This is a genomic window from Frigoribacterium sp. ACAM 257 (assembly GCF_007954365.1).
Classification (GTDB): domain Bacteria; phylum Actinomycetota; class Actinomycetes; order Actinomycetales; family Microbacteriaceae; genus Frigoribacterium.
In genome coordinates this window covers 109,180-121,845 of record NZ_VOLO01000006.1, presented here as the reverse complement: position 1 = coordinate 121,845, position 12,666 = coordinate 109,180, and the positions used below count along the sequence as shown (strand labels likewise).

11 protein-coding genes, 1 tRNA gene and 1 rRNA gene are annotated in these 12,666 nt (G+C 71.5%); 4 read left to right on the top strand and 9 right to left on the bottom strand.

Annotation, left to right across the window (positions count from 1 at the left end):
- The 4 genes from rrf to ES689_RS14470 form a co-directional block, all read left to right on the top strand.
- Positions 1-78 (top strand): 5S ribosomal RNA (gene rrf / locus ES689_RS14485); the annotation flags it as partial.
- 86 nt (positions 79-164) lie between these two features.
- Complete coding sequence (gltX, locus tag ES689_RS14480) at positions 165-1,655, top strand: glutamate--tRNA ligase (RefSeq protein ID WP_146906113.1); 1,491 nt, start codon at positions 165-167, stop codon at positions 1,653-1,655.
- The gene (locus tag ES689_RS14475) at positions 1,652-2,620 is read left to right on the top strand and encodes an NAD(P)/FAD-dependent oxidoreductase (RefSeq protein ID WP_146906111.1); all 969 of its coding nucleotides are present in this window, start codon (positions 1,652-1,654) and stop codon (positions 2,618-2,620) included. Before gltX ends, ES689_RS14475 begins: the two co-directional genes overlap by 4 nt.
- A gap of 53 nt (positions 2,621-2,673) precedes the next feature.
- Positions 2,674-2,745 (top strand) — tRNA-Gln (locus tag ES689_RS14470).
- Between the two features lie 253 nt (positions 2,746-2,998).
- Here ES689_RS14470 and purL read toward each other — a convergent pair.
- The 9 genes from purL to ES689_RS14425 all read right to left on the bottom strand — a co-directional run bounded on the left by purL (position 2,999) and on the right by ES689_RS14425 (position 12,579).
- The gene (gene purL / locus ES689_RS14465; RefSeq protein ID WP_146906119.1) at positions 2,999-5,311 is read right to left on the bottom strand and encodes a phosphoribosylformylglycinamidine synthase subunit PurL; all 2,313 of its coding nucleotides are present in this window, start codon (positions 5,309-5,311) and stop codon (positions 2,999-3,001) included.
- A 26-nt stretch (positions 5,312-5,337) separates the two neighbouring features.
- Positions 5,338-6,033, bottom strand: coding sequence for a phosphoribosylformylglycinamidine synthase subunit PurQ (gene purQ / locus ES689_RS14460; protein ID WP_146906109.1), 696 nt, complete (start codon positions 6,031-6,033; stop codon positions 5,338-5,340).
- Entirely contained in the window at positions 6,033-6,314 is a 282-nt protein-coding gene (gene purS / locus ES689_RS14455; protein ID WP_146906106.1) for a phosphoribosylformylglycinamidine synthase subunit PurS, read from the bottom strand. Before purS ends, purQ begins: the two co-directional genes overlap by 1 nt.
- Before the next feature lie 260 nt (positions 6,315-6,574).
- Positions 6,575-7,966 carry an acyltransferase gene (locus ES689_RS14450; RefSeq protein ID WP_146906104.1) on the bottom strand — a complete coding sequence of 464 codons (1,392 nt, stop codon included), beginning with the start codon at positions 7,964-7,966 and terminating at the stop codon, positions 6,575-6,577.
- Between the two features lie 216 nt (positions 7,967-8,182).
- Positions 8,183-8,632, bottom strand: a complete 450-nt coding sequence (locus ES689_RS14445) for a Rid family detoxifying hydrolase (RefSeq protein ID WP_146906102.1) — start codon at positions 8,630-8,632, stop codon at positions 8,183-8,185.
- A complete protein-coding gene (locus ES689_RS14440; RefSeq protein ID WP_146906100.1) occupies positions 8,629-9,789 on the bottom strand; it encodes an aminotransferase class V-fold PLP-dependent enzyme in 1,161 nt (386 codons plus the stop codon). Before ES689_RS14440 ends, ES689_RS14445 begins: the two co-directional genes overlap by 4 nt.
- Positions 9,786-10,601 (bottom strand): amino acid ABC transporter ATP-binding protein, encoded by an 816-nt coding sequence (locus tag ES689_RS14435; protein WP_305038357.1) that lies wholly within the window; start codon positions 10,599-10,601, stop codon positions 9,786-9,788. The genes ES689_RS14440 and ES689_RS14435 overlap by 4 nt, the downstream gene beginning before the upstream one ends.
- Complete coding sequence (locus ES689_RS14430; protein ID WP_146906098.1) at positions 10,598-11,575, bottom strand: amino acid ABC transporter permease; 978 nt, start codon at positions 11,573-11,575, stop codon at positions 10,598-10,600. The genes ES689_RS14435 and ES689_RS14430 overlap by 4 nt, the downstream gene beginning before the upstream one ends.
- 2 nt (positions 11,576-11,577) lie before the next feature.
- Entirely contained in the window at positions 11,578-12,579 is a 1,002-nt protein-coding gene (locus ES689_RS14425; protein WP_146906096.1) for an ABC transporter substrate-binding protein, read from the bottom strand.
- Positions 12,580-12,666 lie beyond the last annotated feature (87 nt).

The following is a 12,666-nucleotide window of genomic DNA, read 5'->3' as shown; positions in this document are numbered from 1 at the left end:
CCGAACCCGGAAGCTAAGACTCTCAGCGCCGATGGTACTGCAAGGGGGACCTTGTGGGAGAGTAGGACACCGCCGGACTCCTTTTGACAGAAGAGCCCCTCCACCGGAGGGGCTCTTCTTGTTTAACCCGATGGGGCGGCCCGGCCCCGGTAGGATCGTGACCGATGTCTGCTCCCTTCTCCACCGCCTCCGGCGCCGACGTGCGCGTGCGGTTCTGCCCCTCTCCCACCGGGACTCCCCACGTGGGTCTCATCCGTACTGCCCTGTTCAACTGGGCCTACGCGAGGCACCACGGCGGCAAGCTGGTCTTCCGCATCGAGGACACCGACGCCAGTCGCGACAGCGAGGAGAGCTACGAGCAGATCCTCGACGGGCTTCGCTGGCTCAAGCTCGACTGGGACGAGGGCGTCGACGTCGGCGGTCCGCACGCGCCGTACCGGCAGTCGCTCCGTCACGACATCTATCGCGACATCATCGACCGCCTCCTCGAGCGTGGCCTGCTCTACGAGAGCTATGCGACGGGCGAGGAGATCGAAGCGCGCAGTATTGCGGCCGGTCGGGACCCGAAGCAGGGCTACGACAACTTCGAGCGTGACCTCACGGACGAGCAGCGCGCCTCCTACAAGGAGGAGGGGCGCCAGCCGGCGCTCCGGCTGCGCGTCCCCGATCGCGATCTCAGCTTCGACGACCTGGTGCGTGGGGAGATCACCTTCCCGGCCGGTTCGTTCTCCGACTTCGTGGTGGTGCGTCCGAACGGCGTCCCGCTGTACACGTTCGTCAACCCGGTCGACGACGCGCTGATGGGCATCACCCACGTGCTGCGCGGCGAGGACCTCCTCTCGTCGACCCCTCGCCAGATCGCCCTGTACGAGGCGCTGGTCGAGCTGGGCGTCACCGAGTTCGTGCCGCGTTTCGGCCACCTGCCCTACGTGATGGGCGAGGGCAACAAGAAGCTGTCGAAGCGCGACCCTGCCTCGAACCTGTTCCACCACCGGGACCGCGGCTTCATCCCCGAGGGCCTCGTCAACTACCTGTCCCTGCTCGGCTGGTCGCTGTCGCACGACCGTGACGTGTTCAGCCTCGACGAGATGGTCGCAGCGTTCGACGTGACGGACGTCAACCCGAACCCGGCTCGTTTCGACCTCAAGAAGGCGGAGTCGATCAACGGGGACCACGTCCGCCTCCTCGACGTAGAGGACTTCACGCAGCGCCTGCTGCCCTACCTGGACGGGGTCGTCAGCGATCCGCCCACCGAGGCCGAGGCCGCCGTGCTCGCGCAGGCAGCCCCACTCGTCCAGGAGCGCATGACGCTGCTCGGCGAGGCGAAGGGGATGCTGTCGTTCCTCTTCACGGCCGACGGCGACCTCGAGTACGACGACGACGCGACGGCCTCGCTGCCGGAGTCGTCTGCTGACGTGCTGCGCGCCTCCTCTGCTGCCCTCGACGGAGTGCAGGACTGGACGCACGCGGCTATCCAGGACGCCCTGAAGGCGGCGCTCGTCGACGAGCTAGGGCTGAAGCCGCGGGTGGCCTACGGACCGCTCCGTGTCGCGCTCTCCGGGCGTCGGGTCAGCCCGCCGCTCTTCGAGTCGATGGAGATCCTGGGGCGCGAGTCGACGCAGGCGCGCATCAGGCGCCTCCTCGAGCGGTCGTGAGCGACCAGGGTGTCGACGGGCCCGGCGCTGACACGCGCTGGGACGTCGTGGTCGTCGGGGGAGGGCCGGCGGGGCTCAGCGCCGCGCTGAACCTCGTCCGTGCTCGGCGGCGCGTCCTGCTCGTCGACAGCAACCGCCCTCGCAACTCGGCGACGCTGCTGTCGCACGGGTACCTGACGCGGGACGGCATCTCTCCGCTCGAGCTGCGCAAGCTCGGCCGGGACGAGTTCCTCGCGTACGAGGAGGGCGAGCACTGGCAGACGATGGCCACGAGCATCACCCGCGGTGACGACGGCTTCGTCGTCGACTGCGAGTTCCGCGGTCAGCAGCGTCGAGCCGTGGCCGACGTGGTGCTGGTCGCCACCGGGCTGCAGGAGACCCTGCCGGCGATCGACGGGCTGCGGGCCTTCTACGGCACCTTCGTGCACAGCTGCATCGAGTGCGACGGCTACGGCAAGCGCGACCAGGCACTCGCCGTCATCGGCGAGCACCCCGACCTGGCAGAACGGTCCTTGTTGCTGTCACAGTGGAGCGACGACCTGATCGTCTTCACCCACGGCTCCGCCGATGCGGTGAGCGAGTCCGAGGAGGCGCTGCTCGCCTCCCGCGGGATCCGCGTCGACCGCCGCCCGATCGCGTCCCTGCAGGGCGGCCGCGAGGGGCTGACCGGAGTCGAGCTCGAGGGCGGCGAGGTCGTGCCGCGCGAGGGCGGCTTCGTCCGGCCCGCCTGGGCCGGCATGCTCTCGTACGTCGCTCCGCTCGGTGCCGACCTCGACGACGACGGCCTGCTCGTCGTCGACGATCACGGGCGCACCTCGGTGCCCGGGCTGTACGCCGCCGGGGAGTCGACTGCTCCCGGGCCGCAGCAGCTGATCGTGGCAGCCGGGTCGGGGGCGCGCGTGGCCGCCGTGATCAACCGAGACCTGATCGGTGACCTCGCCGAGCTCGGAGATCGTGTACAGTAGACGTCGGCTCAGTTGATGGGCCACAGTGGTGCAGATCGAGAGATCCACATCATTGGGGTATGGTGTAATTGGCAACACGACTGATTCTGGTTCAGTTGTTCTTGGTTCGAGTCCAGGTACCCCAGCACGAGAAAAGAAAGCCCCTGACCTGTCGGTCCGGGGCTTTTCCCTTTGTGCTCGTCTGGCCGCCTGCCGGCGGCTGCCGGGCTGCGCCCGGCGGCGCTTCGCGCGCCTCCTTCGGTGACGTGGGGCGGCGGCGCTTCGCGCGCCTCTTTCGGCGACGTGGGGCGGCGGAGCTCCCGGCTGCGTGCGCGAAGGCCCCTGCCGGGTGGCAGGGGCCTTCGGGGTGCAGCGGACGACCGGCAGCGGCGCGGGCGCCTACTGGGGGATGGTGGCTCCGAAGCGGGCCGGCAGGGTGCCTTGGTGCGTGCCGCGGAGCTCGTCGAGCGACACCGTGAAGACGTCCTGGATCTCGAGCGACTGCGACGACGCGTCCGTCACGCCGATGCGGGCGACGGGGTAGCCCCGACCCTCGCAGAGGCCGCGGAACTTGACGTCGTCCTCGCGAGGCACCGACACGATGACGCGGCCGGTCGACTCCGTGAAGAGCGTCGCCGCGACGTCGAGGCCGTCGCGCTCGAGCAGCTCGCCCAGGTAGACGCGGGCGCCGACGCCGAAGCGCAGCACCGCCTCGGCCAGGGCCTGCGCGAGGCCGCCGTCGCTGAGGTCGTGCGCCGCCGCGATGAGCGACTGGTCGGCACCGGCGGCGAGCAGGCCCGCGAGCTGCTTCTCAGCCCCCAGGTCGACGGCCGGGGGGCGTCCGCCGAGGTGGTCGTGCACGGTGCCGGCCCAGGCCGAGCCGTCGAGCTCGAGGGAGGCGGTGCCCAGCAGGTAGATGTTGTCGCCGTCGTCCTGCCAGCCGGAGGGCACGCGCTTCGCGACGTCCTGGATGACGCCGAGCACACCGACCACCGGCGTCGGGAAGATGGGCTTCGTGCCGGTCTGGTTGTAGAACGACACGTTGCCGCCCGTGACGGGGATCTCGAGCTCGAGGCACGCGTCGGAGAGACCCTCGACGGCCTGCGAGAACTGCCACATGACCTCCGGGTCCTCCGGGCTGCCGAAGTTCAGGCAGTCCGTGACCGCGGCCGGCACGGCACCCGTGACGGCGACGTTGCGGTAGGCCTCGGCGAGAGCCAGGCGGGCACCCTGCTTCGGGTCGAGCTGGCACCAGCGGCCGTTGGCGTCGGTCGCGATCGCGAAGCCGAGCCCCGATTCCTCGTCGACGCGGACCATGCCGCCGTCGTCGGGGAAGCTCAGGGCCGTGTTGCCGAGCACGTACGTGTCGTACTGGTTCGTGACCCAGCTCTTGTCGGCCAGGTTGGGGGAGCCGAGCAGCTGCAGGAACTGGGCCCGCACCTCCTCGGGGTCGGTCGGACGCGGCAGCGTGGCGGCGGTGTCGGCCTGCAGGGCGTCGATCCAGGACGGGTAGGCGACGGGACGCTCGTAGACCGGGCCGTCGACCGCGACGGTGCGCGGGTCGACGTTGACGATCTCTTCTCCGTGCCAGTTGATGACCAGCCGGCCGGTGTCGGTGACCTCGCCGAGCACGCTGGTCTCGACGTCCCACTTCGCGGTGACGGCGAGGAACGCGTCGAGCTTGTCGGGGCTGACGACCGCCATCATCCGCTCCTGGCTCTCGCTCATCAGGATCTCTTCAGCAGTCAGCGAGGGGTCGCGGAGCAGCACGTCGTCGAGCTCGATGAACATGCCGCCGTCGCCGTTCGAGGCGAGTTCGGAGGTGGCGCAGCTGATGCCGGCGGCCCCGAGGTCTTGGATGCCCTCGACCAGCTCGTCGCGGAACAGCTCGAGGCAGCACTCGATCAGCACCTTCTCGGCGAACGGGTCGCCGACCTGCACCGAGGGGCGTTTGGTGGGGCCGCCCGACGAGAACGTGTCGGAGGCGAGGATGGAGGCGCCGCCGATGCCGTCGCCGCCGGTGCGCGCCCCGAAGAGCACGACCTTGTTGCCGACGCCCTTGGCGTTCGCGAGGTGCAGGTCCTCGTGGCGGAGGACGCCGACCGCGAGCGCGTTGACCAGCGGGTTGCCCTGGTAGACCGCGTCGAAGTACGTCTCGCCGCCGATGTTCGGCAGGCCGAGGCAGTTCGCGTAGAAGCTGATGCCCTGCACGACGCCGTCGACGACGCGCTGCGTGTCCGGGGCGTCGATCGCGCCGAAGCGCAGCTGGTCCATCACGGCGACGGGGCGGGCGCCCATCGAGATGATGTCGCGGACGATGCCGCCGACGCCGGTCGCGGCGCCCTGGAACGGCTCGATGTAGCTGGGGTGGTTGTGGGACTCGACCTTGAAGGTCACCGCCCAGCCGCCTCCTACATCGACGACGCCGGCGTTCTCGCCCATGCCGACCATCAGGTTCTTCGTCATCGCCGGCGAGACCTTCTGGCCGAACTGGCGGAGGTAGATCTTGCTCGACTTGTACGAGCAGTGCTCGCTCCACATCACCGAGTACATCGCCAGCTCGCCGCTCGTGGGGCGCCGGCCGAGGATCCCGCGGATCTGCGCGTACTCGTCGGCCTTGAGGCCGAGGGCCTCGTAGGGCTGGTGCTTGTCGGGCGTCGCGGCCGCGTCGGCGGTCGTGTCGGGCTTCGGCCCCTCGGGGCGGACGTCGATCAGCTCGGCGCGGTCGTTCTCGGTGCTCACTTGGACAGGGCCCTCTCGATGACGGACGTGAAGAACGTGAGGCCCTCGACGCCGCTCGACATGGCGTCGGGCATGTCGGGGCCGAAGCCGGGCTCGGTGGCGTGCTCGGGGTGGGGCATCAGGCCGACGACGTTGCCGCGGGCGTTCGAGACGCCGGCGATGTCGTCCATCGAGCCGTTGGGGTTGACGCCGACGTAGCGGAAGGCGACCTGGCCCTCGCCCTCGATGCGCTTGATGGTCTCGTCGTCCGCGATGAACCGGCCGTCGGCGTTCTTGAGGGGGATCGTGATCTCCTGCCCCTCGGCGAAGCCGTTCGTCCAGTCGGTCGACGCGTTCTCGACGCGGAGCACCTGGTCGCGGCGGATGAACTGCTGGTGCGCGTTGCGGGTGTGGGCGCCGGGGATGAGCCGCGCCTCCGCCAGCATCTGGAAGCCGTTGCAGATGCCGAGCACGGGCATGCCCGCGTTCGCCGCGTCGACGACCTCGGTCATGATCGGCGACAAGGAGGCGATGGCACCGGCGCGCAGGTAGTCGCCGTAGCTGAAGCCGCCGGGCAGGATGATCGCCTCGACGCCCTGCAGGTCGTGGTCGCCGTGCCAGAGCGCGACGGGCTGGCCGCCCGCGAGGCGGACCGCGCGCTGGGCGTCGCGGTCGTCGAGCGAGCCGGGGAAGGTGACGACGCCGACGCGCATCAGACGGCGGACGCAGCGTCGAGCACGGTGATGCTCACGACGTCTTCGATGACCGAGTTCGAGAGCACGTCGTCGGCGAGGGTGCGCACGTCGGCGAGCACCGCCTCCGTCACCTCGCCCTCGACGGTCAGCTCGAAGCGCTTGCCGATGCGGACGTCGGTGAACTGCGCTGTCTTCTCGGGATCGTTCAGCCCGAGACGGGAGAGGGCGCCGACCACGGCCTTGCCCTGGGGATCGAGCAGTTCAGCCTTGGGCATGACCTCGACGACGATTGTGGGCACGTTTCAACTCCTGCGGGATGGCAGCGGGTGGACGCTGCGAGTCTACCGGGACGGTGCCCGCCGACCGGGCGTCGACGGCGGTCAGAAGCGGTCAGCAGATCCCGAGGCGGCTCCCAGCGTCGTCATCGGATCGGCACGCACCATTGATCTCAGCAGCAGGAACACGGCCTTGTGATCGGGCCTCCTGCTGCATCCGGTCGAGGGTTCCTGATCCGCCCGACACCGTAGGACGCCCGGCCGATCCCCCCGTCGGCCGGGCGTCACCCTTCTCCACCCGTGAGCCCCTGGTCCAGCCGGTGTCGCGTGCGGCCGAGCAGCCAGAGCGCCGCCGGCAGAGCCACGGCACCGGCGATCGCGTTCCGCAGGTCGAGGCCGTCGAGCATCACCGCGAACGGCGGCGCCACGACCAGCACGGCCGACACCGCGACGACGAGCGTGCTCGGGCGGCGTCGACCTGCCGGCACCGGCTTCGGCGCCCCTTCGAGGCGCCCGACGGCGAGTGACAGGGCGCAGGCGAGGCCGAGCACGAGCAGCACGACGGGGATCCGCGTCCACCACCAGGCCGCCGACGCCGGCTCGGGCAGCGGCCCGCCCGTCGCGAGGACCAGGCCGGTGACGGCGATCAGCAACGGCAGGTGCCAGAGGTAGATCGTCATGCCGCGGCTGCCGACCGCGAACACGACGGCCCGCGCGGCACGCGTCCGCATCAGCCGGGCCAGCGCGGGGTGCAGCAGCGTCAGCACGCAGATCTGCCCGACGCCGAGCACCATCAGAGGCACGGCCGGCGGGTTGAGGTTCGTCAGCATGTCGTCGGACCACGGGCCCACCGTCGTCAGCACCGGCAACGACGCGGCGCAGGCGAGCGCCGTGCCCGCCAGCAGGAGGCGCGGAGCGCGTCCGAACCACCCGCTCGCGTATGCGAACCCCAGCTGCTGCACGAACAGCCACACGAACACGAGGTTGAGCAGGCCGACGTCGGTGACGAGCGTCGTGTACCGGACCGAGTCGACGAGCAGGGCCGCCGTCGCCAGCCCGACGAAGGTCGCCGCGGGTCGGGTGGCGTGCAGCCGGGCCATCACGGGCACGGCCACCTGCGTGATGCCGTAGGCGGCGAGGAACCAGAGCGGGGTGCCGATGCCGGTGACGGCCGTGTCGAGGAGGGCCGGGTCCACGCCGAGCAGCGTGGCGACGGTCAGGGCGACGGCGAGCACCACGAAGAGCGCGGCAGCGGGGCGGGCGAGGCGGAGGAGGCGGCCTCGCACGTAGTCCGCACCGTCGCCTCCTCGTCGCTGCGTGCTCGCCCAGGCGGTGGCGCTCGCGAAGCCGCCGACGACGAAGAAGAGGGGCATGATCTGGCCGACCCAGGTCGAGACGGCGAACCACGGCTGCTCGGTCAGGGGCTGCGAGGCGACGACCGCGCCGTCGGGGGCGCGGCCGACGCCGACCATGAGCACGTGGATGACGACGACGAGCAGCACGCAGACGACACGGGCGAGGTCGACGACGAGGTCGCGGCCCGCGAGGGCGTCGGCCGGGACTGCCGGTGAGGTGCGAGGTGCAGCCGGGGAGGCGCCCGCCGGGTCGGTGCCGCTCGGCGGGGCACCCGAGGTGCGGCCTTGGCTCAGCGAGTGACGCTCCGTCGACGTGCTCATCTCCGCACCGTAGCGACGACGGGGGCCGGGCGGGGAGACCGGTCGGTGAATTCCTCCTCGCGGAGGACCCGGGACTGGCCGGCGCGGCCGGGTCGGGGCCCGGTGGCCGACACGGAGGTAGGGGAGAAGGGACACCGCAGGGGGCGGCCCACGCCGACGCCGTCCCTTCTCCCCTGCCGTAGCGGCCTCAGCGGCCGCGGCCGCCGCGGGCGCCGGTCAGCGGACGACGGCCCCCACGAACTCGATCTCGACACGGGCGCCCTTCGGCAGCGCGCCGACCTGGTACGCCGCACGGGCCGGCAGTACGCCGCCGCCCGCCGAGAACACCTCGGCGTAGGCCTCGTTCACGACCGCGAAGTCGGCGATGTCGGCCAGCAGCACCGTCGTCTTGACGACGTGGGCGACGCCCGAGCCGGCCGCCTCGAGCACTGCGGCGCCGTTGCGGAGCGACTGGGCCGCCTCCTCCCGCACCCCCGGCCCGGCGAACTCGCCCGTCGCCGGGTCGATCGGCAGCTGGCCGGAGACGAAGACGAGGTCGCCGGCGATGACGGCCTGCGAGTAGGCGCCCACGGCGGCGGGTGCGGCGTCGGTGTGCACGGCGCGGACGGAGGTGCCGGTGCCGGTGTCGACGGCGGTGCCGGTGCGGGTGTCGTCTGGAGTGGTCATGCGCGTCCTCCCAGGACGGTCAGGGCCGCGTCGAGAGCGGCCGGTGTGGTGGTGGCGTGCACGCTGAGGCGCACTCGGTCGTCGCCGTGCACGGTCGCCGTGACCCCGGCGGCGTCGAGCCGGGCGCCGACGGCCGCGGCGTCGCCCGCAGGCACGCCGGCGACGACGATGCCGGCCCGGCGCTCCCGCTCGACGGGCGAGAGCACGGGCACCCCGGCGGCGTCGAGGCGCGCGACCAGGTCGCCCGCCGTGTCGGCGACCCGCGACGCGACGACGTCGACGCCGACCTGCTCGAGCTGCTCGAGGGCCGTCGCGAGCGCGCCCGAGGCGAACGGCGAGCCGTTCGTCACCGAGAAGCGCTGCGCCCCGGGCAGGGGGCCGTGAGGCACGCCGTCGTAGCGCGACGGCCCCTCGACGCCGGTCCAGCCGCCGAGCACCGGCCGGAGGCGGTCGAGCGCCCGGGGGGAGAGGGCGACGAAGCCCGTGCCCCAGCCCGCCCGCAGCCACTTCTGGCCGCCGACGACGAGGGCGTCGGCGAGCGACCAGTCGGTGTCGACGACCCCGAACCCCTGGATGCCGTCGACCACGAGGAGGCGGTCGCCGGCCGCCTCCCGGAGGCCTGCGAGGTCCGCGACGGTGCCGGTGCGGAAGTCGACCGCGCTCACCGCGACGGCGACCGTGTACGGGCCGACCGCGTCGGCCACGCGCTCGGGCGTCACGGGAGCCAGCGGCTGCCCCGGCACCGGCGGCAACGGGCGCACCGTGGTGAGGCCCGCCTCCTCCGATCGCCACCAGGCGTAGAGGTTCGACGGGAACTCGGCCTCGCTCACGACGACCTCGCCGCGCGGCAGCCCGAAGGCGACCTGCATCAGCCCGAGGGAGGTGCTGCCCGCGAGGGCGACGCCGGCCCGGTCGACGCCGGTGAGGCGCGAGACCGCGGCGAGGGCGCGCTCGTCCTCCGCGTGCAGGCCCGCCGAGGGGACCCCGGTGCTCGCCGCGGAGGCGAGGCGCCCGATGGTCTCGACGACGTCGCGCGAGGGCGGCCCGTAGCTGCCGAAGTTCAGGTACCCGACAGGCTCCGCGAACGACGACAGGTACGTGTCGAGGGCGCCGGGCGTCGCGAGGGCGCCCGACGTCCCGGGGTGGTTCGAGGTCACTGCAGCACCCGCTGCAGGAACTGCCTCGTGCGTGCCTCGCGCGGGGCGCCGAGCACCTGCTCGACCGGGCCCTGCTCGACGATGCCGCCGTCGGCCATGAAGACGACGCGGTCGGCCACCTCGCGTGCGAACTGGATCTCGTGCGTCACCACCAGCATCGTCATGCCGTCGCGGGCCAGGTCTCCCATCACCTTGAGCACCTCGCCGACGAGCTCGGGGTCGAGCGCCGACGTCGGCTCGTCGAAGAGCAGGAAGAGAGGCTTCATCGCGACGGCCCGCGCGATCGCGACCCGCTGCCGCTGCCCGCCCGAGAGCTGGCCGGGGTAGGCGTCGACCTTGTCGCCGAGGCCCACCCGCTCGAGGATCGCGACGGCCTCGGCCCGCGCCTCCTTCGCGGATCGACGCTGCACGCGCACCGGTCCCTCGAGCACGTTGCCGAGCACCGTCAGGTGCGGGAACAGGTTGAAGTGCTGGAACACCATCGCCGTGCGGGCCCGCTGCGCGGACAGCTTGCGCTCGCTCAGCTCGTGCAGCACGCCGTCGCGCAGCTCGAAGCCCATCGGCTCGCCGCCGACCCAGACCTCGCCGGTGTCCGGTTCCTCGAGGCGGTTCAGCGTGCGGAGGAACGTCGACTTGCCGGCGCCGGACGGGCCGATGATGCAGACGACCTCGCCGCTGCGCACCGTCATCGAGACGTCGCGCAGCACCTCGTGGCTGCCGTACGACTTGCCGATGCCGAGGGCCTCGAGGACGGGGGCGGCGGCGTCGGCGGGCGCCGCGCCTCCTGCGGTCGGGGTGGGCGTCGCGGTCACGGGGTGCTCCTCACGAGGGGGGCGCGGCCGAGGTCGGCGGCGACCTTGCGGCGCAGCGCGCGGGCGTTCGGCGGACCGCCAGGGCGGCGGTCCTGCCGGTCGAAGCTGCGCTCGAGGTAGAACTGGCCGACGCTCGCGACGCTGACGATGACCATGTACCAGATGGCCGCGGCGATCAGGGTCTCCATCACCTGGAGGTTGAACGACGAGATGTTGTTCGCGGCCTTGATGAGCTCGAGGTAGCCGATGACCGACGCCATCGCCGTGCCCTTGAGCATGTTGATGAAGTCGTTGCCGGTCGGCGGGATGATGATGCGCATCGCCTGGGGCAGCACGATGCGGGCCATGCGCTGCATCGGGGTCTGCCCGATCGACTGTGCCGCCTCGATCTGGCCGCGGTCGACGCTCTTCAGCCCCGCCCGCACGATCTCGGCCATGTAGGCGCTCTCGTTGAGGGCCAGCCCGAGGAAAGCGGCGACGAACGTCGTCATGACGTCGTTCGTGCTGACGTCGAGGAACACCACGTCGGTGAACGGCACCCCGACGGTGAGCCGCGGGAAGATCAGCGCCAGGTTGTACCAGAGCAGGATCTGCAGCAGCACGGGCAGGCCGCGGAACAGCCAGGTGTAGCCGGCCGCGAAGGCCTGCGCCACGGGGTTCTTCGAGATGCGCATCAGGGCGATCACGACGCCGATCACGACGGCGCTGACCTGCGCGACGACCGCGAGCACGAGGGTGCCGACGAGGCCCTGCAGGATGATCGGCGAGATCAGGTAGTACGGGATGTCGCCGTACGCGATGTCGCCCTGCGACGCCCCGTACGCGAGGGCGACGAGCACCACGACGATGACCGCCGCGCTGACCCAGCGTCCCCAGTGCTTGAGGCGCACCTGCGGCAGCAGCTCACGCCCCGCCGGGGAGGCGCGGGCCGGGTCGACCGTGTCGGCCCCGGCCCGCGATGCGGGCTCCGTCACGGCTACTTGCCCCCGTTGACGGTCGCCTCGGTGACGCTGCCGGAGGTGATGCCCCAGGCGTCGAGGACCTCGCCGTAGGTGCCGTCGTCGATCAGCGAGTCGAGCGCCGCGGCGATGGCGTCGCGCAGCTCGGGGTCGTCCTTGTTGACGCCGATGCCGTAGGGGGCGCCGTCGATGACGTCGCCGGGCACGACCTCGAACGCCTCGCCGTCCTGGGCGGTCTTCGAGATGTAGACGGCGCTCGGCAGGTCGTTGACGATGGCGTCGATGCGGCCGGTGCGGAGCTGGGTCTGGTTCTGGGCGTCGCTGTCGGTGACGGTGATCTCGAGCGGCTCGTCGCCGTCCGACTCGCACTGCGTGCTCGTCGCCTCGGCGAACTCCTGCTGGCTCGTGCCGGTGACGACGGCGATGGTCTTGCCGCAGAGGGTGTCGGGGCCGGTGATGTCGGCCGGGTTGCCCTTCTGCACCATCAGGGTGATGCCCGAGGTGAGGTAGTCGACGAAGTCGATGGCCTGCTGGCGCTCGGCCGTGTCGTTCATGGCCGCGATGGTGACGTCGACGCGGCCGGACTGCAGGCTGGTGATCAGCGAGCCGAAGTCCTGGTTCTGGTACTCGACCTCGAGACCGAGCTTCTTACCGATCGCCGTGATCAGGTCGTGGTCGGAGCCGATCACGGTCGAGCCGTCGGCCGCGTAGAAGTTGTTCGGCGCCGACTGCACGTTCGAGCCGACCGAGAGGGTGCCTGCGTCGGCGATGTCGGAGGGGAGCTGCGAGGCGAGCGAGTCGTCGACCTCGACGGCGTCGAGCAGCGCGCTCGTGTCGGGGATCGTCGAGGACGCCGACGACGAGGCGTCGCCCGTCGCCTCGCCGGGCTGCGGGGCGCTCGGGCCGCCGCACGCGGTCAGCGTGAGTGCCAGGACGGCGCCCGTCGCGACGGAGCCCCAGAGGGCAGGGCGGAGGCGGGGTCGCGCAGTGGTCGATCTGGCGGTGGTCCATCGGGTCATGGTCGAGCCTTTCGTGAGCGTCGTCGGTCATCGGAAGCTAGCCGATCTCTCGGCACGATGAGAGAAAATTATCACAATGCGACGATT